Genomic DNA, 19798 nt, shown 5'->3' with positions numbered 1-19798 from the left:
GCCGCGGGAGATCCGATTACGCTGAGGCTCGTGCACGGCTATTACGGGACCTACCTGACGGTCGTCGTGCTGTTCGCGATCGGCGCTGCGATCGTGGGCGGCGCGTTCCTCGCCAACCGGGCACTCCGCCCGCACCGGCCGACTCCGGAGAAGCTCACCACGTACGAGTGCGGCGTCGACCCCGTCGGCGAGGGCTGGGCGCAGTCGTACGTCCGCTACTACGTCTTCGCGTACCTGTACGTCGTCTTCGCGGTCGACGCGGTGTTCCTGTTCCCCTGGGCGACGGTCTTCTCCGCGAAGGGGTACGGCTACGTCACGCTCGGCGAGATGTTCGTCTTCCTCGCCTTCATCGCCGCGGGCCTCGCGTACGCCTGGAAGAAGGGCGTCCTCGGCTGGGTCTGAGCCGCGGGCGGCGGTTCAGCCGTCCTGCGGCAGCAGCTCCGCCGGGTCGAACTCGACCGGATAGGGCAGCGTGATCCGCCCCTTCGCCCCGCCGGCCAGGCGCTCGGCGAGCCGGTAGGAGCCGCTCTCCTCGTCGAGTTCGTGCACGAGCACGACGGGCGGCTGCTCCCCGGGCTGAATTCCACGGAACCTCTGCGGTTCGACGAGCCAGAAGCACGGGATGCCCGCACCGGCATGGAGCGTGGGTTTGAATCTCCGGTCGGTGCCGGCGCTGCCGGGCGAGACGACCTCGACGACCGCGAGTACGTCCTCGGTCTCGAGGAATCCTCGATCACCCAACTTCACCTGTGGCCGGATGACGACGATGTCCGGGACGAAAGCGGTCACGTCGCTTCCCAGCCGCACGGTCACGTCCGTGAAGACGTTGCCTCCGCGAGGGGCGCTGTTCTTCAGGCACAGGCGTAGTTCGTCACGGATGGCCTGATGCTTGATCGCGGGCCACGGGCTCACGAGGAGCGCACCTTCGAAGAGCTCGTAGCGGACCTTGTCGCCGGGCATCTCCAGGAGGTGGTGGATGGTGAAAGGCTCGCCCTCCCCTGGCAGATACCGCGGTGGAAGGGGCTGTTCCGGAGCCACTTCAGCCACCACTCGCCGTCATTCCTCGCTCGACATGGACGTCGATGTACGCTCCGTGAGCAATCGACTACTCTCGCGGCTGCGTACCGTGACCCACCTGTGACAAGTGTGCCCCAACGGTCCCGCCGTCATCCACCTTGTCGCCGACGTGGTGTGCGGACGCGTAAGAATGGGGGCATGGGTGCCGTCGATCTCCCCGAGCCGCGTATCGGGCCCGCCTCCCGGCTCGCCCCCAAGCCGATCAAGTTCGTGCTCAACTGGGGGCGGCGGTACTCCCTGTGGGTGTTCAACTTCGGTCTGGCCTGCTGCGCCATCGAGTTCATCGCGACGTCGATGTCCCGGCACGACTTCATCAGGCTGGGCGTCATCCCCTTCGCGCCAGGGCCGCGGCAGGCCGACCTGATGGTGGTCTCCGGCACGGTCAGCGACAAGATGGCGCCGGCCGTGAAGCGGCTGTACGAGCAGATGCCCGAGCCGAAGTACGTCATCTCGTTCGGCGCCTGCTCCAACTGCGGCGGGCCGTACTGGGACTCGTACTGCGTGACGAAGGGCGTCGACCAGATCATCCCCGTCGACGTGTACGTTCCGGGCTGCCCGCCGCGACCGGAGGCGCTCCTGCATGGGATCCTCAAGCTGCAGGAGAAGATCGCGGCCGAGTCGCTCGGCGAGCGGTACACCGGGCACGGTGAGGCCGTCGCGCCGCCACCGCCGGTCGTCCGGCGGCCGCCGACGCCCGCGGTCCTCCGCCGTCCGCTCGTGCTGCCGCCCGTGCCCGAGCCGGAGGAGATCGAGGCCGCCGAGCAGCCCACGCAGAAGCTCACCGTGCTGGGCGAGGACGTCGCGGCGACGGGGACCCAGGAACTCCCGCCGGCCGTCCCGGCGCCGCCGGAGGAGTCTTCGGCCGGGACCCGGGACTCCGTCGAGACCCAGGACCTGCCCGTCCCCGCGGTCCCGGCGTCCGGCGACGTGGCCACCGCCGCGGAGACCCAGGAGCTCCCGGCCGTCGATCCCGGGGGCACGCGCGAACTCCCCCCGGTGAGCCCCTCCGACGTCGCGGACCGGCCGACCGAGGTGCTGCCGCCGGTCCCCGACGCGAGCACCACCCAGGACCTGCCGGTCCCGGAGGACCCGGGCACGGCCCGGGAGACGCCGGCTCCGGAGGGGTCCGGCCGGCCGGCCGGGGCGCCACCGTCCCTGAAGGGACCCGACGAGCCCACCGAGGTCCTGCCCACGGTCGACGAGACCGCCGGGGAAGAGCCGCCCGAGGCGTCCGGCGGCGCGAGGGCCGCCGAGCCGCCCTCCGGCGGCGGCCCGCCGGATGAGAGGCGGAGACGACGGTTCGGCGGCCGGTTGCGAAGGCTCGCCGAGCCGCCCCCCGTGCACGGTGACACCGACCACACGATCATCCCGGGGCTGAGCGATGACGATTGAGCTGGCGGTGTCGTGGGCGCGCCGGTTCGGTGACGACGTCCGCGCGGAGGAGTCCTTCGGCCTGCTGACCGTCGATGTCCCTCCGGAGCTGTGGGAGGAGGCGCTGACGTTCGCGCGTGACGACCTGGGCTGCGGCTTCTTCGACTGGCTCACCGCGGTGGACGAGCTGGAACGCGGGTTCGCCGTCGTGATGCACGTCCACTCGCTCGAGCAGGGGCACCATCTGCTGCTCCGTACGACCGTGCCGCGCGAGGACCCGCGGCTGGTGAGCGCGACCACGATCTACCGTGGCGCGAACTGGCACGAGCGGGAGACGCACGAGATGTTCGGCGTGATCTTCGATGGGCATCCGGATCTGACTCCGCTGCTGCTCCCGGACGGGTTCGAAGGTCACCCGCTGCGCAAGGAGTTCGTCCTGGCGGCGCGGGTGGCCAAGCCCTGGCCGGGTGCGAAGGAGCCCGGTGAGTCCGGGCACGGGGCGCCGAGCCGCCGCCGCATGCTGCCGCCGGGCGTACCCCAGGACTGGGGTCCGGCGGCCCGCGCCGCCGGGAAGGCGCGCCGAGGGGCGGCCGAGGAACCCGGGGACCGGCCGGCGCGCCGCCGGGCGCGCGGCATCGACCCGGAGGGCGGCGATGTCTGACGTCCTGGTCGTCGTCGTCAAGCTGCTGCTGGTCGTCGGCGCGTTCGCCGTGCTGCCGCTGCTCGTCGGGCAGGCCGAGCACAAGGTCATGGCCCACATGCAGGGCCGCCTCGGGCCGATGTACGCGGGCGGGTTCCACGGCTGGGCGCAGCTCGTCGCGGACGGGGTGAAGTTCGCCCAGAAGGAGGACGTGATCCCGGCCGCCGCCGACCGGCGGATCTTCTCGCTCGCGCCGGCGGTCGCGCTCATCCCGTACCTCGTCGTGCTGATCGTGATTCCGGTCGGGCCGGGCGGCCAGGTGGCCGTGTCGATGGACGCCGGGCTGTTCTTCGCGCTCGCGATGATCGGCGTCGGCGTGCTGGGCGCGATCATGGCCGGGTGGGCCAGCGCGAACAAGTACAGCCTGCTCGGCGGGATGCGGGTCGCCGCCCAGCTGCTGTCGTACGAGCTGCCGATGGTGCTGGCGGCGTCCTCGGTGGCGATGGCCGCGGGCACCCTGAACCTGTCGGGGATCGTCGACCAGTGGCGGTGGTGGTGGCTGCCCTGGCAGGTGATCGGCGCGGTGGTGTTCTTCGTCGCGGGCCTGGCCGAGCTGCGCCGTCCGCCGTTCGACATGCCGGTCGCCGACTCCGAGATCATCTTCGGGCCGTACACCGAGTACGCGGGGCTGCGGTTCGCCCTGTTCCTGCTGGCGGAGTATGCCGGGATCGTGGTGCTGTCCGGGCTGACGACCGTGCTGTTCCTCGGCGGCTGGAAGGGGCCGGTGCTCGATGAGCAGCTCGGGTGGCTCTGGACGCTGGTCAAGGTGTTCGTGCTGTCGTTCGTCGTGATCTGGCTGCGGGTGAGCTACCCGCGGCTGCGCGAGGACCAGCTGCAGAAGCTCGCCTGGGCGGGCCTGGTTCCTCTCGCCCTCGTCCAGCTGGCCCTCACCGGCGTCATCAAGATCGCCATCGGCTGACGCCGGCGCGCCGATTCCCGCGCCCGCCCACGACCTCGTGGGCGGGCGCTCTCTTTTCCTCGGTGGTGGAGGCTTGACGGCGCTCGGCTAATCGGATTAGCTTTATGGCTATCAGAGTTAGCCAAGGAGATGGCGATGACCGAGTTGATGAACGTCGACGGTGGGCGGATCGCGTACGAGGTGGCCGGTGAGGGGCCGCTGGTCGTGCTCGCGCCCGGGATGGGCAACCTGCGCAGCGCCTACCGCTTCCTGGCCCCCCGCCTCGTCGCGGCCGGCTTCCGGGTGGCGAGCGCCGACCTGCGCGGCCAAGGCGAGTCCAGCACCGGCTGGGCCTCCTACAGCCGTACGGACACGGCCGGAGACCTGCTGGCGCTCATCCGCCACCTCGGCGGCCCGGCGGTCATCGTCGGCCACTCCTTCGCCGGCGGGGCGGCCACGATCGCGGCCGCCCAGGCGCCGGACCTCGTCAGCGCCGTCGTCGAGATCGCCCCGTTCACCCGGGCGCAGAAGGTCGACCTGGGCGGCCTCCTGCGGGTCGGGCGCTACCGCAAGGGCGCGATGCTGCTGCTACGGACCGCGATGTCCGGCAGCGTGGACACCTGGACCCGCTACCTCGACCACGCCTACCCCGGCACCAAGCCCGCCGACTTCGCCGACCAGGTCGGCGCGATCCGCGCGAGCCTGAGCGACACGGAGCGGATGGCGGCCCTGCGGAGGATGGGGCAGTCCAAGCCGACCGACGCCGACGCCCACCTTCCGGACCTCCCGTGCCCGGCGCTGATCGTCATGGGCACGCTCGACCCCGACTGGGCCGACCCGAAGGCAGAGGCGGACGGCATCGTCGCCAGGATGCCCGCCGGGCGGGGCGCCGTCGCCATGATCGAGGGCGCCGGGCACTACCCGCACGCGCAGTTCCCCGAGGAGGTCGCCGCGGTCATCGTGCCGTTCCTCAAGGAGCACACGGCCGCGTGAGCGAGGAGGACGAGCGATGCCACGGGGCAGACTGACCGCCGCCGACGTCGTCCGGGCCGGCGCGGAGCTGGCCGACGAGATCGGCTACCAGGACCTGGCGATGGGCGCGCTGGCCCAGCGGCTCGGCGTCCGCGCGCCGTCCCTGTACAAGCACGTCGACGGCCTGGACGACCTGCGGCGCAGGATCGCAGTCCTCGCGATGACCGAGCTCGGCGAGGTCGTACGGGCCGCCATCCAGGGCAGGGCCGGCACGGACGCGCTGGCCTCCTTCGCCCGCGCGTTCGGCGCGTACATCACCGCCCACCCGGGCCGCTACACGGCGACGATCGGCGCGGAGGTCAGCGGCCCCGGCGACGAGCTGTACGACGCGAGCGCCCGGGTCCTCGAGTCGATGGCCGCGATCCTGCGGGGGTACGGCGTCGAGGAGGACGAGATGGTGCACGCCCTGCGGACGCTGCGGTGTCTCTTCCACGGGTACGCTGCGCTCCACACCGCGAACGGCTTCCAATGGAGCGGCGACACCGACGAGAGCTTCGACTGGATGATCGGCTTCGTCGACCGCGGCCTCCGGGTGAGACCTCCGGGACCGGAGGGCGTTCAGGACCGGAGATAGCGCAGGACCGCCAGCACCCGGCGGTGGCCGTCGCCGGACGGCGCCAGGCCGAGCTTGGTGAAGATGTTGGCGATGTGCTTCTCCACGGCCCGGTCGGAGACGACAAGGGTCTTGGCGATCGCCGCGTTCGCCCGGCCCTCGGCCATCAGGGCCAGCACCTCCCGCTCGCGCGGCGTCAGCGCGTCGACGCCCTGCCGGCGGGAGCCGAGCAGCTCGGTGACCACCTCCGGGTCCAGCGCGGTCCCGCCCGCGGCGACCCGCCGCAGCGCGTCGACGAAGTCGTCCAGGTCGGCGACGCGCTCCTTCAGCAGGTAGCCGACGCCCGCGGACGACCCGGCCAGCAGGTCGGCGGCGAACCGCGTCTCGACGTACTGGGAGAACAGCAGGATCCCCACGCCCGGATGGTCCCGGCGCAGGTCGATCGCCGCACGCAGCCCCTCGTCCGTGTGCGTCGGCGGCATCCGTACGTCGATCACGGCGACGTCGGGCCGGTGCGCCGCAACCGCCTCCCGCAACGCCGCGGCGTCCCCGACCCCCGCGACCACCTCATGGCCGCGCACGGCCAGCAGCTGGGCCAGCCCCTCCCGCAGGATGACGGCGTCGTCGGCGATCACGATGCGCATGGGGCGATCCTCAGGCGTGAGAAGGGAGATCGACGGTGATCACCGTAGGCCCACCGGCCGGGCTGTCGACCTCCAGGAGGCCGTCGACCGGCCGGATCCGTTCGGCGAGGCCGGGCAGGCCCGACCCCGCACCGACGACCGCGCCGCCCGAGCCGTCGTCCCGCACGCGCAGCCGCAGCCGGTCCTCGCGCTGCACCACCTCGATCTCGGCGCGGGCCGCGCCGCTGTGCTTGATCACATTGGTCAGCAGCTCCGCCGCGCAGAAGTACGCGATCGACTCGATCGCCGCCGTGGGCCGTACGGGAATGTCGGCGCGCAGCTCGACGGGCAGGCCGGCACGCGCGGTGAGCGAGGCCAGGGCGGGGTCCAGCCCGCTGTCCAGGACCGGCGGGTGGATGCCGCGGACGAGCTCGCGCAGCTCGGCGACGGCCTCGCGCGCCGTCGCCTGGGCGGTCGCGGCGAGGTCCCGGACAGGGCCCTCCGGCGCGGTCTCCCGCAGCAGGGTGAGCTGCATCGTCAGCGCGACGAGACGGGCCTGCGCGCCGTCGTGCAGGTCCCGCTCGATGCGGCGGAGCGTCGCGGCGGCGTCGTCGACGGCCCTCGCCCGGGTCTCCTCCAGCGTGCGGATGCGCTCCGCGGCGGACGAGCCGCCCAGGAGCCGCCGGATCAGCATCCGGTCCAGCAGCACGACCGCGTGTACCGCCCGCGGCGCGAGGAACAGCAGGGCCGCGCCGGCCACCGACACGAGCAGGGCACGGGGCCACGTGTCGAGGTGGAGGCCGCCGATCACGAAGCCGTGCCGGAGCACCCCGCGCTCGTCACGGGTGGTCACGTCGTTCAGGCCGAACGCGCGCTGCAGGGGATAGGTCAGCGCGACGACGCCCCACCCCCAGGTGAAGAGGACGACGTAGAGATGGAGGAGGGCCAGGGGGAGCCGCAGGAGGAGGTACGCCATCGCCCGCCGGCCCGCCGCGTCGCCGAGCACGGCCTGGACCCGGCCGTAGAACCCGGAGCCGGGCCGGTGGGGCGCCGGCGGCCGTACGCGCTCGCCAAGGAGCCGCCCGGCGAGCCGGCGGTACAGGCCGCCGAACCACCGGGCGCCGAGCAGGCCCACGGCGAGGAGCGGGATGCCGGCCGCGGTGACGGCCAGGCCCAGGCCGAGCACGAGCGTCGCCGCCGCGTAGCCGAAGCCGAGGACGGCGAGCGGCAGGCTCGCCACGGCGTACAGCAGCTCGGCCGCCGCCCGCCGGCCGAAGGCCGCCCGCGCGGCGGCCACCGGCCGGGACGCCACCCCGGCGCTCAGGCGTTCCATCGGCCCAGGATCCGGACGTGCAGCGCGGTGAGGCCGCGCAGAATCCACGGCATGAGGAACAGGAACGTCAGCCCGCCGAACACGGCGTGGAAGGCCCACACCCCGGCGAACGCGGGACCGCCCCACGCGTGCTCGTACGATCCGCCCATCCCGATCAGCCAACGTACCGGGTAGCCCAGGTTGAGGGCCGCGAGCGACCATCCGTAGCCGGTGACCACGAGGCTCACCAGGGCGAGCGGCAGGACGGCGGCCCCGCGCAGCCGGCCGGCCCGCACGCCATGGCCGAGGAGCGCGCCCGCCAGCCGGCGCTGGAGCCGCCCGCCGTCGGCGATCGCCACCACCGCCGCGACCGGTGCCAGCGCGAGGTACGCGGTGCGCCGCCAGGGGTCGGCCGTGAACGGCATCCCCCACCAGGCGGCCCGCGCGGAAGCAGCGATCGTCGCGGGACCGGCGGTCGACGCGAAACGAGCAGTCGCCGCGGGACCGGCGGTCGGCGCGAGAGCGGACGTCCTCGCGGGGCCGGTGGTCGGCGCGGAATGCGAGGTCAGCGCGGTCATCGGGGTCTCCTTCATCGAGCGGCGATGTCGTGCCTCCATGCTCGCGGCCGAGCACCGTACCGGGCGATCGTGCGGGTACGGAGATCCGGGGGTTCGGTTCACCCCACCCCCGCCGCCGGCCGGCGTTCAGGTGAGGAACAGGCCGTACTCGGCGATGTCGGGGACGATCCGGGGCGGCAGGTCGGCCTGGAGCGCGAGCTCCTCCGCCGAGATGAACCCGCCCTGCTCGGCCCGGCAGCGGACGATCCGGTCGACGATCTCCGGCGTCACGCCCGGCAGCAGGCCCAGGGCCTGCGGCGGAGCGTGGTTCACGTCGATCAGCCCGCCGTCGTCGTACGCGCGCGGGCCCAGGTCGGGCCGGCCGATGCGCAGCTCGTGTGCCAGGCCGCGGTCCTCCAGCGCGATCCGGCGGGCCTCCTCGCGGAGCGTCCGGCGGTACCGCGCCGCCTCCACGACCCGGCGGTTCCGCTGGTCGCTCGGGTCGGCGGGCGGGTAGAGGCGGGGCCGGGCGCCGACGGCGTGCATCGCGCTGACGATCCAGGTCCCCAGGAGCAGGAGCAGGCCGAGGGTGTGCGGCTCGTCGCCCTGCGCGAGAAGGGCCTCGTACGCCGCCACCAGGGCGCCGGCGTACACCGCCGCGGCGACCGCCAGCCCCGCCGAACGCCGCCGGACCGCGGCGTACAGGAACGAGACCGGCGAGCCGACGCCGAGGGTGATGAGCGGCACCACCGCCCAGCCCAGCCCGTCGGACGGAGGGCGCGGCGGGAGCCCCGACGGCCGCCGTTCGGGCAGGGGCATCGGCGACCGCGTCATGGCCCGATGGTAAGCCGGGAGACCGCCGTATCGCCGCAACCCGTTCGGGCTCGATGGGTATACGGTCGTGTTCGAAAGACGCTCCCTATAGGTAATCATGGTGAACCGTGGCACGGCTTCCCGGAACTGGCCTGGCGAAGGGGCTCGCGGTGACGCTGCGCACGATGACGCGGCGGTCGATCACGCGGCAGTACCCCGAGGTGCAGCCCGACCTGCCGCCGCGCAGTCGTGGCGTGATCGCGCTGTTCGAGGAGAACTGCACCGTCTGCATGCTCTGTGCTCGCGAGTGCCCCGACTGGTGCATCTACATCGACTCGCACAAGGAGACGCTGCCGGCGCCGACGGGCGGCCGGGCGCGCACCCGTAACGTCCTTGACCGGTTCGCCATCGACTTCGCGTTGTGCATGTACTGCGGCATCTGCATCGAGGCGTGCCCGTTCGACGCGTTGTTCTGGTCCCCGGAGTTCGAGTACGCCGAGTACGACATCGCCGAGCTGACGCACGAACGGGAGCGCCTCCGCGAGTGGATGTGGACGGTGCCGCCGCCGCCCGCGCACGACCCCGGCGCGGAGCCGCCCAAGGAGCTGAAGGCCAGGTGACCGCGGCGGACCTCGTCATCGTGCTCCTCGGCGTGGTGGCCGTGGGCGCCGGTGTGCTCGTCGTCGCCACCCGGCAGCTCGTGCACGCCGCGCTGTGGCTGGTCGTGTCGTTCGGCGCGCTGGCCGGCTCGTACCTCGTGCTGACGGCGGAGTTCGTCGCCTGGGTACAGGTGCTGATCTACGTCGGCGCGGTCGTCGTCCTCCTGCTGTTCGGGATCATGCTGACCCGCGCGCCGATCGGGCGCTCGGAGGACCTGGACTCCGGCAACAGGATCGTCGCCCTCGTCGTGGCGGTGGCGACCGCGGGCGTGCTGGTGACGACGCTGGTCCGCGGGTTCCGCTCGGCGTACGTCCCGATCAAGGACCGGGTCGGCAGCGGGTCGTCGCACACGCTGGGCGGGAGCCTGTTCCAGACCTGGGTGCTGCCGTTCGAGGCGCTGTCGGTGCTGCTGCTGGCCGCGCTGATCGGCGCGATCGTGCTGTCCCGCACCGACATCGGCGGCGCCGGGCCGGAGCCCGAGGAGGAGGAGCCCGAGCCACGGCGCCGGCCCGCCGCCCCGCGCGGCACGGTCGCGCGGCGGCTGGGCACGGCCAGGCGCCGGGCGACCCCCGACGACGAGGACACCATCGTGCTGTCCCGCGTGGACGAGGAGATCTGATGCATCTCGTCTACCCGGTGGTGATCGCGGCGCTGCTGTTCGCCGTGGGCGTGTACGGCGTCCTCGCCCGGCGCAACGCGATCCTCGTGCTGATGTCCGTCGAGCTGATGCTCAACGCCGTCAACCTCAACCTCGTCGTCTTCGACATGCGGTGGGCCGACCGGCTGCACGGCGGCCAGATCCTGACGCTGTTCGTCATCGTGCTGGCCGCCGCCGAGGTGGGCATCGGCCTGGCGCTGATCCTGCTGATCTACCGCAACCGGCAGACGGTCGACGTCGACCGGCTCCGTACCCTCGCCGAGGGCGACCCGGACCCCGAGGCGGGGTCCATGACCGACGACGAAGGGGTGCGCCGGTGATCGTCGTGGCGGCCGTCGCGGTCGTGCTCCCGTTCGCCGCCGCCCTGATCGGCATGCTGTTCGGGCACACCGTCTCGCATCTGCTGTCCCCGCTCGCACGCCGGCTGCGGACGCCCGCGCCCGGCGCCTCGCGGCGCGGCGCGCTCGTGCTGGCGCGCCGGATGCCCGCGAACGGCCCGGCGCTGATCGCCGTGCTGCCCGTCGCGGCCTCGACCGTGCTCACCGCGGTCCTGGCCGCCGACCAACTGCGCGACCCCGCGACGCACGTCGGCACGCTGACGCGCGTCCCGACGGGCACGGCGTCCGTCGCGCTGTCCCTGCAGGTCGACGGGCTCGTCTCGGTGGTCGCGCTCCTCGTCTGCTGCGTGGCGCTCGCGGTGCAGATCTACTCCGTCGCCTACATGCGCGACGACCCGCGCTACTCCTCCTACGCCGCGTTCGTGTCGCTGTTCACCGCGGCGATGCTGCTCGTGGTCCTGTCCGGCGACCTGCTCGTGCTGTACGTCGGGTGGGAGGTCATGGGCATCTGCTCGTACTTCCTCATCGGGCACTACTGGCACGACCGGGCCACCTCGCGCGCCGCCGTGAAGGCGTTCCTCGTCACCCGGCTCGGTGACGTGGGCTTCCTGTTCGGGATCTTCGTGCTCGGCCTGGCGGCGCACTCGTTCCAGATCCGGGAGATCATCGGGCGGGTCGGGATCATGTCGCACACCGCGCTGCTGGCGGGCACGCTCCTGCTGCTGTGCGGCGTCGCGGGCAAGAGCGCGCAGTTCCCGCTGCACACCTGGCTCCCGGACGCCATGGCCGGCCCGACGCCGATCAGCGCGCTGATCCACGCCGCGACGATGGTCGCGGCGGGCGTGTACGTCGTCGCCCGGCTCTACCCGGCGTTCTGGTTCGCGCCCGCGTCGCTGGCGGTCCTGGGAGTCATCGCCGCGATCTCCATGCTCGGCGCCGCGCTGGCCGCGCTCGCCCAGGACGATCTCAAGCGCGTACTGGCGTACTCCACGATCAGCCAGCTCGCGTACATGGCGGCGGGCCTGGCGGTCGGCGCCCGGGACGGTGCGGTCTTCCACCTGCTGGCGCACGGGGCGTTCAAGGCGCTGCTGTTCCTCGGCGCGGGCTGCGTGATCGTCGCGGTCGGCTCGAACCTGATGAGCGCGATGGGCGGCCTGCGCCTGGCCATGCCGGTGACGTTCTGGTCGATGACGATCGGGTTCGCGGCGCTGGCCGGGATCCCGCCCGCCAGCGGCTTCTTCAGCAAGGACACGATCCTGTCTCAGGCATGGAAGGCCGCCCACGATCGCGGAGCACCACCCGCCGGCGGCCGGATCTCCCTCGAACCGCTGTACGCGCGACCGGACCTGCAGGGACGCCCTGCGGGCTTCGTGGCCGTGAAGGCGAAGGCCCGGGACCTGATGGGCGCGCCGGTCCCGGACATCCCGTCGTGGGTCGCCTGGCTCGTACTCATCACCGGGCTCCTGACCGTCGTGATCACCGCCGCGTACTGCACCCGGACCTGGCTGGTGACGTTCTTCGGCGAGCGGCGGTCGGCGGTCCGGGCACGGGAGGCGACGCCGCTCATGCGCTGGCCGGTCGCGGCGCTGGCGATCCCGGCGCTCATCCTCGGCTTCTTCGGGCTGGGCAGCGCCGAGCTGCGGCCCGAGTGGGGGATGGCGGTGATCTCGCTGCTGTGCGCCGCCGCCGGGGCGGGCGGCGTGTACCTCGTCTGGAACAACGACCCGGCCCTGGACCCCGTCCGCCTGCTCGGCCCGCTGCGGCCGGTGCTGCGCGCCGCCTTCTACCTCGACACGGTCTACGACGTGGCGATCGTCCGGCCGGTACGCGCCCTGGCGAGCCTCGTCGTCCACGCCGACGAGCGCGTGGTGGACGCCGGCGTCGAGGGCTCCGGCCGGGGCGCGCGGCGGCTCGGCGGTCTGCTCCGGGTCACCGAGAACGGCAACGCGCAGGCGTACGTCTCCGGGCTCTTCGCGGGAGTGGTGCTGATCGTGGTCGCGGTGGTGGTGCTGACGTGATCCTCGCGGCGATGCTCGTGGTGCCCTTCCTCGGCGCGCTGGGGATGCTGGTGCCGCTGCCCGGGAGCCCGCGCCGGGTGACGCGCCTGGCGCGGCTGTACGGCCTGGCCGTGTCCGGCGTGACGCTGGTGCTGGCGGTCGTGGCGGCGGGCATGTTCGACTACGGCCGGCGCGGCGCCCAGCTCGGCGTGAACGTTCCCTGGGCCCGCTCCATCGGGCTCCGCTTCCACCTGGGCGTCGACGGCATCTCCCTGCCGCTCATCGTGCTGACGGCCGCGCTGACGTTCCTCTGCATGGTCTACACCGCCCGCGCGCTGCCGGCCCCGGGCGGGACGCGGGCCGGGTCGCCGCAGGCGCTCATCGGGCTGGTCCTGCTGCTCGAGGTCGGCATGCTCGGCACGTTCGTCGCGCTCGACCTCCTGCTGTTCTTCGTGTTCTTCGAGGTCGTCCTCATCCCGATGTACTTCGTCATCGCCGACTGGGGCGGCTCGGGCAGGGACGCCGCGCCGCGCGTCCGGGCCGCGGCGAACAAGTTCATCCTCTACACGCTGCTCGGCTCCGGCCTCCTGCTCGTCGGCATTCTCATCGTCGCGGTGAACGCCCACACCTTCGACATGACCGCCCTCACCGCCCGGCACGGCGCGGGCCTGTCGCACGGCCCGCAGGTCGCCGCGTTCGGGCTGCTCGCCCTCGGCTTCGCGGTCAAGACCCCGATGTGGCCGCTGCACACCTGGCTGCCGGACGCGCACACCGAGGCGCCGACCGTCGGCTCGGTGCTGCTGGCCGGGGTGCTGCTGAAGATGGGCACGTACGGCTTCGTCCGCATCGCCGTGCCGATGGCCCCCGAGGGCGCGAAGGTGTGGGCGCCCTGGCTGGGCCTCCTCGCCGTCATCGGCATCGTGTACGGTGCGCTGGCCTGCCTCGCGCAGCGCGAGCTCAAGCGGATGATCGCCTACTCGTCCATCGGGCACATGGGCTTCGTGCTGCTCGGCATCGCGACGCTCACGCCCGTCGGGCTGAACGCCGCCCTCTTCGGCAACATCGCGCACGGCCTCATCACCGGCCTGCTGTTCTTCCTGGCCGGGTCGATCAAGGAACGGTACGGCACCGGCGACCTGGACGCCCTCGGCGGCGGCATGCTCGCCAAGGCCCCGTACCTCGCCTCCATCCTCACGTTCGCCGCGGTGGCGAGCATGGGCCTGCCCGGCCTGGCCGGTTTCTGGGGCGAGATGCTGGCCCTGCTCGGCGCGTACGACCCGCACAGCGGGCTGCCGCGGCCGACGTTCATCACCTTCATGGCCGTCGGCGGGCTCGGCGCGGTCCTGACCGCCGCGTACTTCCTGCGGCTGCTCTCCCGGGTCACGCACGGGCCGGTGGCCGACCGCTGGCGCACGACGCGGTTCGCCGACGTGCGGTCGCACGAACTGCTGGCCTGGACCCCGCTGATCACCGCCACGCTCTTCATCGGGCTGTGGCCGAAGACGCTCCTCGCCCTCACCGACGGGGCCGTACGCCTGCTCCTGGGGGGACGATGATCCAGTCCATCGGCTACCTGGCGATCCTCCCCGCCCTGATCGTCGCGGTGGCGTCCGTGGCCGTGCTGATGGCCGACGCGTTCGGCGCGCCCGCGAAGGCCATCGGCGGGCTCACCGTCGTGTCGCTGGTGGGTGCCGCGGTCGCGCTGCCGTTCGGCCACGGGCGGTCGACGTTCTGCGCGGCCGCGACCCGGGCCGGCGAGCACGTCTCCTGCTCCTACGTCGCCGACGACTTCACCGTGCTGTTCCAGGCGGTGGTGCTGCTGGCGGCCATCGTGGTCGTGCTGCTGTCGCACGGCGAGATGCGGCGGTCGGCGCTGCCCGTGGGGGAGTACCACTTCCTGCTGCTCGCCGCGATCCTCGGGGCGCTGCTGCTCGCGGCGGGCCGGGACCTGATCACGCTCGTCGTCGCGCTGGAGACGCTGTCGCTACCGGTGTTCGCGCTCGTCGCGCTGCGCAGGTACGACGGGACGGCGTCCGAGGCGGCGCTCAAACTGTTCCTCGTGTCGGTCGTGTCGTCGGCGGTGACGCTCTTCGGCATCAGCCTCGTGTACGGCGTCACCGGCGCGATGCACCTCGACCGGGTCGCCGCCGGCCTCACCCACGTCCACGGCGACCTACGGCCCGTGGCGGCCGCCGGCATCGCCCTGACGGTCGCCGGATTCGGCTTCAAGATCGCGGCGGTGCCGTTCCACTTCTGGGCGCCGGACGTCTACCAGGGCTCACCGCTGCCGGTGGCGGCGTTCCTGTCCGTCGTCTCGAAGGCAGGCGGCTTCGCCGGACTGACCCTCGTCCTGACGGCCGGCTTCTGGCCCTACGGCAACACGTGGGGCCCGCTGATGGGCGTGCTGTCCGCGGCGACCATGACGCTCGGGAACCTCCTCGCCCTCCGCCAGACCGACGCCGTACGGCTGCTGGCGTGGTCCTCGGTGGCGCAGAGCGGCTACATCCTCGCCCCGATGGCCGGCGGAGCGCATGTCCGCCCGCACCAGTGGATGACGGCCACGGCCGCGTACGTCGCCATGTACGCGATCATGAACATCGGGGCCTTCGCGGTCGTCACGGTCGCGGCCAGGCGCGGCATCCGCGACCTGGAGTCCTACCGCGGCCTCGCCCGCGCCAACCCGGGCAGCGGTCTCGCCCTCGCGTTCTTCCTCCTCTGCCTCGCCGGACTGCCCCCGGGCATCATGGGCCTGCTCGCCAAGGTCGTGGTGTTCCGCGCGGCGGTCGGCGGTGCCGCCACCTGGCTCGCGGTGATCATGGCGGTGAACACCGTCATCGGCCTTTACTACTACCTGACCTGGGCCGCGCGGCTCTTCGCCGCCGGTGAGGCCCGGCGCGTACGGGCCGGCCGCGCCGGCGGCGTCGCGATCGCGGTCGCCCTCGCCGGAGCCGTCGTCGTCTCCGCGGCGCCTGAACTGGTGCTGCACGCGGCCGCGCTCGCCGTCCCCTAACGGGGAACATTTCTCCAGGTCAGCCCGTTGATCCCTGTGGGGGACAAGGGGAGGTGGCGCAGTTGCGTTTCAACGGTGTCAAGACGGCCGCCCTGCTCGGGGCCATGTCCGCATTGATCCTCCTCATCGGAGGAGCGCTCGGCGGCCGTGCGGGTCTGACCATCGCCCTGGTGATCGCGGTGGGTACGAACGGCGTCGCGTACTTCTTCAGCGACCGGATCGCCCTGTCGGCGATGCGCGCCCGGCCCGTGAGCGAGGTCGAGCAGCCCGCGATGTACCGCATCGTCCGGGAGCTGTCGACCGGTGCCCGGCATCCCATGCCACGCCTGTACATCTCACCCACCATCGCGCCGAACGCCTTCGCCACCGGCCGTAACCCCCGCAACGCCGCCGTCTGCTGCACGACCGGCATCCTCCAGCTGCTCGACGAGCGGGAACTGCGCGCCGTCCTCGCGCACGAACTGTCGCACGTCTACAACCGCGACATCCTGATCTCCTCGGTGGCCGGTGCCCTCGCAGCCGTCGTCACCTGGGTCGCCAACCTCGCCTGGCTCATCCCCTTCGGCAACTCCGACGACGAGGACGGCCCCGGCGTGCTCGGCGCGCTGCTGATGATGATCCTCGGCCCTATCGCGGCCACCATCGTGCAACTGGCCATCAGCCGCACCCGCGAGTTCCAGGCCGACGCCTCGGGCGCCCAGCTCAGCGGCGACCCGCTCGCTCTGGCCTCCGCCCTCCGCAAGATCGAGTCTGGCACGCGGCGGCTCCCACTGCCGGAGGACGGCCGCCTGACCGCGGTCAGCCACCTCATGATCGCCAACCCGTTCCGCGGCGAGGGCCTCGTCCGCCTGTTCTCCACCCACCCGCCGACCGCCCAGCGCATCGCCCGCCTCGAGGAGATGGCCGGCTACCGCAGGTGACCGCCCGCCCGGCACCGTGACCCCCCCTGCCCGTCCGCTGCCCTCCGCCCGCATGTCGTCTCACGCGTCGCCCCAGGGGCCAGAGCCGCAATGACAGGAGGGGAGCGTGGACCGCCCGGCCGCCGGCGTGATCGGCGGGGGCAGCGGTGGTGGCGCCGGTTAGAGGCCCCTCGGCGCACTTTGGGAGCGTTGACGGGGCGCAGGTCAGCGGGCGGCGGAACCTGCGGTGCGGGTGGCCGTCTCCCCGTGCACATAAGGGACATGCAGCGGCAAGCCAGGCTGACCACCCCGCGCCGTCCCGACAGGCGGCGTCATCATGGCGCCGGCGAAGGAGGCATTGCCGTCGGCGTTGACGGGATAGGAGGCCCAAATAGGACGAAGCGCGGTCACCGCGACGGCAAACCGGCCACTGCGACGTCAAGGTGGTCACTACGACGGCGAAGCGAACGGTACAACGATGAGGGGCCGCCCCCTCGGATGCTCGGTGATCGCCGCGGCTGCCGGGTGGTTCCTCCCGCTACGCCCGGCGATTCAGGCCCCTTCGCCAAGGGGCTTCGCTTGGCCCTGGGCCACGATCGCTGGAGCGGTCACGGCGTCGTCGGGCACCCTGCCCGCGCGCACCTGTGCCCGGGCCCCGTACGGAGCCCGGGCGCGTCGAGGCGGCGCTCAGAACCCTCGCGGACGTCGATCCGCCGGAAGGGGGCCGTCGTCAGCGGTAGTTGGTGAACTGCAGAGCGACGTCCAGGTCCTTGCCCTTGAGCAGGTTGATCACCGACTGCAGATCGTCCTTCTTCTTCGAGCTGACGCGCAGCTCCTCACCCTGGATCTGCGCCCGAATACCCTTCGGGCCCTCGTCCCGGATGATCTTGCTGATCTTCTTCGCGTCCTCCTGGGAGATGCCCTCCTTCAGCCCGATGGTGAGCTTGTAGAGCTTCCCGGACGCCTTGGGCTCGCCCGCGTCGATCGCCTTCAGGGAGACGCCGCGCTTGACCAGCTTCTCCTGGAAGACGTCGAGGACGGCGTTGGCCCGCTCCTCGCTGTTGGCCTGGACCTCGATGGTCTCGCCCGACCACCGGATCCCCGCGTCGACGTTACGGAAGTCGAACCGGTTGGCGATCTCCTTGGCGGCCTGGTTCAGAGCGTTGTCCACCTCCTGCCGGTCGAGCTTTGACACGATGTCGAATGAGCTTTCCGAAGCCACGGTTCATGTCCTCACGGATAACGACGATCTCTTCCCAGAGCCTAGTGAGCCCGTGTCCGCTCCACGGCCACCGACGCCGCCGACCGCCGTGACCGAAACCGATGTCACCCTTGGGCCCAGAGTCCGCTATCCTTCTGAGCGTCGCTACGGCGGCTTACCCGGCGGGTTGCCCGAGTGGCCAATGGGAGCGGACTGTAAATCCGTCGGCTCAGCCTACCCAGGTTCGAATCCTGGACCCGCCACATCAGGTGGAACGGCCCCTGACCAGCAGAGATGCGGTCAGGGGCCGATCTTGTTCTGTCCGGTTGTCTATGGCTGCGTACGGCCGTGTGCGGATGGCTGTGCCGAATACGTGCCCAAGTTCGGCAGGGGCTCGCAGACGGGCTATCGAGGCTGGGTCGCCGCGAGGATGCGCCGCTTGGCCTCCTCCTGCTGTCCCGCGATGCACTTGGCGTAGACCCGCAAGAGGACATCCACGCTGTGGCCGGCCCACTCCGCGACTTGCGGAGGGGCCACCCCCGCGTTGAGCCACGTCGAGACGGCGGCATGGCGTAGGTCGTACGGGCGGCGGGCCACGAGAGACGCCGTCTCCTCGTCGGTAAAGGCAGTGGCGCGGGCGGCGTGGAAGACGGCCAGGTACGCCCGGTCAGTGAGGATGCCGCCCCGCGGGCCGACGAACACCCGACCGCCGGTCGCGGAACCGAACTCCTTGAGGTGATCGCGGAGGAGTTTCACCAGTTCGGGATGGATCGGGACGCGACGGGTCTCGCCTGGTGCCCGGTGCTTCAGCTCTCGTCGCTCGCGGGCCTGGCCGTTGTTCGTCCACTGGCTACCACTGCGAGGCTCGGAGTGGGTCAGCAGCATCTCGCCCCACCCTTCGTCCGGCAGGCTGACCAGATTCTCGCGGCGCAGATCCACCGCTTCCTCGGGGCGCAGCGCGGCGTAGTACATGCAGCCGAAGAAGGCCACCATGCGCGCCCCTCGCTCGCCCTGGGCGCGTACGGCGTCGAGGAAGCGCCGTGCCTGCTCACTGTTGACCACCGCGCGCGGGTCAACGGTCTTGAGCGTCCGGGGCTTGTTCCATTTGATGCTGCGGAGCGGGTTGTCAGGCAGAACGTTGATCTCTATCGCGTACTGCATGATGTTGGTCAAGGTCATGCGCTTGCGAGTGGCAGTACTCGCCGCCGCGGTGCTGCCGTCCTTGGTTCTGCTGATGCGGTCGAGTAGAGCGCGGACACGGACGGCGCCGCTTCCCGGCTGGGTGAGTTCCTTGACGGGGACCGTGTTGCCTTCCAACCACCGGACAACGGCGCTGAGGTCGGCGGGGGGTTCGGTAACGCCGCGCAGACGATCGCTGAACGCCCAAGTCCGGAGGGCTCGCCGGATCTCGTCGTGATCATGGGGACCGTCGCCGGCGAGCATGACCTCGGTGGCGTCGGTGAGGGCTTCGGCGATGCCTCGCCGATGGTTCGGCGACGCGTATGGCCACTTCGCCGCCGTGTAGTCGAGCGTCAGCGTGTACCAGGACATCGCGGATTCCTCGCGCTTCCACGAGACCGGCCGGCCGGTGTCGAGACTGAACGCCTCGCCATTACGGGCCGCGGCCAGGAGCGAGGAACGGAAGCTGTCGGCCTGTGCGGCCTTACGGAAGGGCTCCTTCCACGGTTTGCCGCCGGTCTTCCACCGGACGTAGTACGTGGTGACCTTCTTGCCCTTGTAGACCTCGGTCTTGTAGACGCGGACGTCGTAGGTGATGTCCTGCATCAGGCGGCGTCCTCTCGCACTTCGAGCCAGCGGTCGAGTTCGGTACGGCGGACGCGGAGGCTGCCGTTCGGGAGGGTGATGCAGCGGGGCGCCTTCCCCTTGGCGCGCCATTCGTAGAAGGTCGAGCGGGAGATACCGAGTTCGGCGCAGACCTCGGCGAGAGTGAGCTTGTCGCGGGTACGTTCGGCGGTCTTCACGGAGCAGGTTCCTCCGGGGTGGTCGTGATCGGTCGGGGTGACGTGGCCGGCGGCGTGCTTGGTGGCTGTTCGCCGGTCGCGGTCGGTGTCTGCCGGTGCGGGGTGGTGGCGGGCGTG

General features: G+C 71.9%; 21 protein-coding genes and 1 tRNA gene. 14 read left to right on the top strand and 8 right to left on the bottom strand.

The window, feature by feature from the left end; translation table 11 throughout:
- Positions 1-30: 30 nt before the first annotated feature.
- Positions 31-402 (top strand): NADH-quinone oxidoreductase subunit A, encoded by a 372-nt coding sequence (locus tag NE235_RS13490; protein ID WP_252802512.1) that lies wholly within the window; start codon positions 31-33, stop codon positions 400-402.
- Positions 403-417: 15 nt separating this feature from the next.
- On the opposite strand, the gene NE235_RS13485 is transcribed toward NE235_RS13490, so the two are convergent.
- Positions 418-1050, bottom strand: a complete 633-nt coding sequence (locus NE235_RS13485; protein ID WP_252802510.1) for a Uma2 family endonuclease — start codon at positions 1048-1050, stop codon at positions 418-420.
- Between the two features lie 165 nt (positions 1051-1215).
- On the opposite strand from NE235_RS13485, the gene nuoB reads away from it, so the two are divergent.
- The 5 genes from nuoB (at position 1216) to NE235_RS13460 (ending at position 5652) form a co-directional block, all read left to right on the top strand.
- A complete protein-coding gene (gene nuoB / locus NE235_RS37335; protein WP_289848608.1) occupies positions 1216-2469 on the top strand; it encodes an NADH-quinone oxidoreductase subunit B in 1254 nt (417 codons plus the stop codon).
- Positions 2459-3109, top strand: coding sequence for an NADH-quinone oxidoreductase subunit C (locus NE235_RS13475; protein WP_252802508.1), 651 nt, complete (start codon positions 2459-2461; stop codon positions 3107-3109). Before nuoB ends, NE235_RS13475 begins: the two co-directional genes overlap by 11 nt.
- Entirely contained in the window at positions 3102-4067 is a 966-nt protein-coding gene (gene nuoH / locus NE235_RS13470; RefSeq protein ID WP_252802506.1) for an NADH-quinone oxidoreductase subunit NuoH, read from the top strand. Before NE235_RS13475 ends, nuoH begins: the two co-directional genes overlap by 8 nt.
- Before the next feature lie 135 nt (positions 4068-4202).
- Positions 4203-5039: an alpha/beta fold hydrolase gene (locus tag NE235_RS13465; protein ID WP_252802504.1), complete on the top strand. Its 837-nt coding sequence runs from the start codon at positions 4203-4205 to the stop codon at positions 5037-5039.
- A gap of 16 nt (positions 5040-5055) precedes the next feature.
- A complete protein-coding gene (locus tag NE235_RS13460) occupies positions 5056-5652 on the top strand; it encodes a TetR/AcrR family transcriptional regulator (protein WP_252802502.1) in 597 nt (198 codons plus the stop codon).
- Here NE235_RS13460 and NE235_RS13455 read toward each other — a convergent pair.
- The 4 genes from NE235_RS13455 to NE235_RS13440 all read right to left on the bottom strand — a co-directional run bounded on the left by NE235_RS13455 (position 5637) and on the right by NE235_RS13440 (position 8957).
- Positions 5637-6275 (bottom strand): LuxR C-terminal-related transcriptional regulator, encoded by a 639-nt coding sequence (locus NE235_RS13455; RefSeq protein WP_252802500.1) that lies wholly within the window; start codon positions 6273-6275, stop codon positions 5637-5639. The two genes, NE235_RS13460 and NE235_RS13455, sit on opposite strands and share 16 nt — an antisense overlap.
- 10 nt (positions 6276-6285) lie before the next feature.
- The gene (locus tag NE235_RS13450) at positions 6286-7587 is read right to left on the bottom strand and encodes a sensor histidine kinase (protein WP_252802499.1); all 1302 of its coding nucleotides are present in this window, start codon (positions 7585-7587) and stop codon (positions 6286-6288) included.
- A complete protein-coding gene (locus NE235_RS13445; RefSeq protein ID WP_252802497.1) occupies positions 7575-8144 on the bottom strand; it encodes a hypothetical protein in 570 nt (189 codons plus the stop codon). The genes NE235_RS13450 and NE235_RS13445 overlap by 13 nt, the downstream gene beginning before the upstream one ends.
- Before the next feature lie 126 nt (positions 8145-8270).
- On the bottom strand, positions 8271-8957 hold the full coding sequence (locus NE235_RS13440; protein ID WP_252802495.1) for a ComEA family DNA-binding protein: 687 nt from the start codon (positions 8955-8957) through the stop codon (positions 8271-8273).
- A 107-nt stretch (positions 8958-9064) separates the two neighbouring features.
- Here NE235_RS13440 and NE235_RS13435 point away from each other — a divergent pair, with 107 nt between their 5' ends.
- The 7 genes from NE235_RS13435 (at position 9065) to htpX (ending at position 16519) form a co-directional block, all read left to right on the top strand.
- Positions 9065-9556, top strand: coding sequence for a NuoI/complex I 23 kDa subunit family protein (locus tag NE235_RS13435; RefSeq protein ID WP_252802493.1), 492 nt, complete (start codon positions 9065-9067; stop codon positions 9554-9556).
- Complete coding sequence (locus NE235_RS13430; protein WP_252802491.1) at positions 9553-10215, top strand: NADH-quinone oxidoreductase subunit J family protein; 663 nt, start codon at positions 9553-9555, stop codon at positions 10213-10215. Before NE235_RS13435 ends, NE235_RS13430 begins: the two co-directional genes overlap by 4 nt.
- Positions 10215-10574: an NADH-quinone oxidoreductase subunit NuoK gene (gene nuoK / locus NE235_RS13425; RefSeq protein WP_252802489.1), complete on the top strand. Its 360-nt coding sequence runs from the start codon at positions 10215-10217 to the stop codon at positions 10572-10574. Before NE235_RS13430 ends, nuoK begins: the two co-directional genes overlap by 1 nt.
- Complete coding sequence (locus NE235_RS13420) at positions 10571-12610, top strand: NADH-quinone oxidoreductase subunit 5 family protein (RefSeq protein WP_252802487.1); 2040 nt, start codon at positions 10571-10573, stop codon at positions 12608-12610. The genes nuoK and NE235_RS13420 overlap by 4 nt, the downstream gene beginning before the upstream one ends.
- Positions 12607-14145 carry a complex I subunit 4 family protein gene (locus NE235_RS13415; RefSeq protein ID WP_308206070.1) on the top strand — a complete coding sequence of 513 codons (1539 nt, stop codon included), beginning with the start codon at positions 12607-12609 and terminating at the stop codon, positions 14143-14145. The genes NE235_RS13420 and NE235_RS13415 overlap by 4 nt, the downstream gene beginning before the upstream one ends.
- On the top strand, positions 14142-15599 hold the full coding sequence (locus NE235_RS13410; protein ID WP_252802485.1) for an NADH-quinone oxidoreductase subunit N: 1458 nt from the start codon (positions 14142-14144) through the stop codon (positions 15597-15599). Before NE235_RS13415 ends, NE235_RS13410 begins: the two co-directional genes overlap by 4 nt.
- Positions 15600-15661: 62 nt before the next feature.
- Positions 15662-16519, top strand: a complete 858-nt coding sequence (gene htpX / locus NE235_RS13405; RefSeq protein WP_252802483.1) for a zinc metalloprotease HtpX — start codon at positions 15662-15664, stop codon at positions 16517-16519.
- 709 nt (positions 16520-17228) lie between these two features.
- Here the strand turns inward: htpX and NE235_RS13400 are convergent.
- The gene (locus NE235_RS13400) at positions 17229-17720 is read right to left on the bottom strand and encodes a YajQ family cyclic di-GMP-binding protein (protein ID WP_252802481.1); all 492 of its coding nucleotides are present in this window, start codon (positions 17718-17720) and stop codon (positions 17229-17231) included.
- Between the two features lie 160 nt (positions 17721-17880).
- On the opposite strand from NE235_RS13400, the gene NE235_RS13395 reads away from it, so the two are divergent.
- Positions 17881-17962 (top strand) — tRNA-Tyr (locus NE235_RS13395).
- A 142-nt stretch (positions 17963-18104) separates the two neighbouring features.
- Here the strand turns inward: NE235_RS13395 and NE235_RS13390 are convergent.
- Both NE235_RS13390 and NE235_RS13385 read right to left on the bottom strand, forming a co-directional pair.
- Positions 18105-19484 carry a tyrosine-type recombinase/integrase gene (locus tag NE235_RS13390; RefSeq protein ID WP_252802479.1) on the bottom strand — a complete coding sequence of 460 codons (1380 nt, stop codon included), beginning with the start codon at positions 19482-19484 and terminating at the stop codon, positions 18105-18107.
- Positions 19484-19681: a helix-turn-helix transcriptional regulator gene (locus tag NE235_RS13385; RefSeq protein WP_252802478.1), complete on the bottom strand. Its 198-nt coding sequence runs from the start codon at positions 19679-19681 to the stop codon at positions 19484-19486. Before NE235_RS13385 ends, NE235_RS13390 begins: the two co-directional genes overlap by 1 nt.
- Positions 19682-19798: the final 117 nt, after the last annotated feature.

The organism is Actinoallomurus spadix (assembly GCF_024055725.1).
Lineage (GTDB): Bacteria > Actinomycetota > Actinomycetes > Streptosporangiales > Streptosporangiaceae > Actinoallomurus > Actinoallomurus spadix.
This window is presented reverse-complemented; position numbering and strand designations above follow the sequence as displayed.

Bases quoted from the DNA above. Each gene is read 5' to 3' on its own strand.
- nuoB (WP_289848608.1), top strand. From the start codon at position 1,216: ATGGGTGCCGTCGATCTCCCCGAGCCGCGTATCGGGCCCGCCTCCCGG.
- NE235_RS13475 (WP_252802508.1), top strand. From the start codon at position 2,459: ATGACGATTGAGCTGGCGGTGTCGTGGGCGCGCCGGTTCGGTGACGAC.
- nuoH (WP_252802506.1), top strand. From the start codon at position 3,102: ATGTCTGACGTCCTGGTCGTCGTCGTCAAGCTGCTGCTGGTCGTCGGC.
- NE235_RS13465 (WP_252802504.1), top strand. From the start codon at position 4,203: ATGACCGAGTTGATGAACGTCGACGGTGGGCGGATCGCGTACGAGGTG.
- NE235_RS13460 (WP_252802502.1), top strand. From the start codon at position 5,056: ATGCCACGGGGCAGACTGACCGCCGCCGACGTCGTCCGGGCCGGCGCG.
- NE235_RS13455 (WP_252802500.1), bottom strand. From the start codon at position 6,275: ATGCGCATCGTGATCGCCGACGACGCCGTCATCCTGCGGGAGGGGCTG.
- NE235_RS13450 (WP_252802499.1), bottom strand. From the start codon at position 7,587: ATGGAACGCCTGAGCGCCGGGGTGGCGTCCCGGCCGGTGGCCGCCGCG.
- NE235_RS13445 (WP_252802497.1), bottom strand. From the start codon at position 8,144: ATGACCGCGCTGACCTCGCATTCCGCGCCGACCACCGGCCCCGCGAGG.
- NE235_RS13440 (WP_252802495.1), bottom strand. From the start codon at position 8,957: ATGACGCGGTCGCCGATGCCCCTGCCCGAACGGCGGCCGTCGGGGCTC.
- nuoK (WP_252802489.1), top strand. From the start codon at position 10,215: ATGCATCTCGTCTACCCGGTGGTGATCGCGGCGCTGCTGTTCGCCGTG.
- NE235_RS13410 (WP_252802485.1), top strand. From the start codon at position 14,142: ATGATCCAGTCCATCGGCTACCTGGCGATCCTCCCCGCCCTGATCGTC.
- NE235_RS13390 (WP_252802479.1), bottom strand. From the start codon at position 19,484: ATGCAGGACATCACCTACGACGTCCGCGTCTACAAGACCGAGGTCTAC.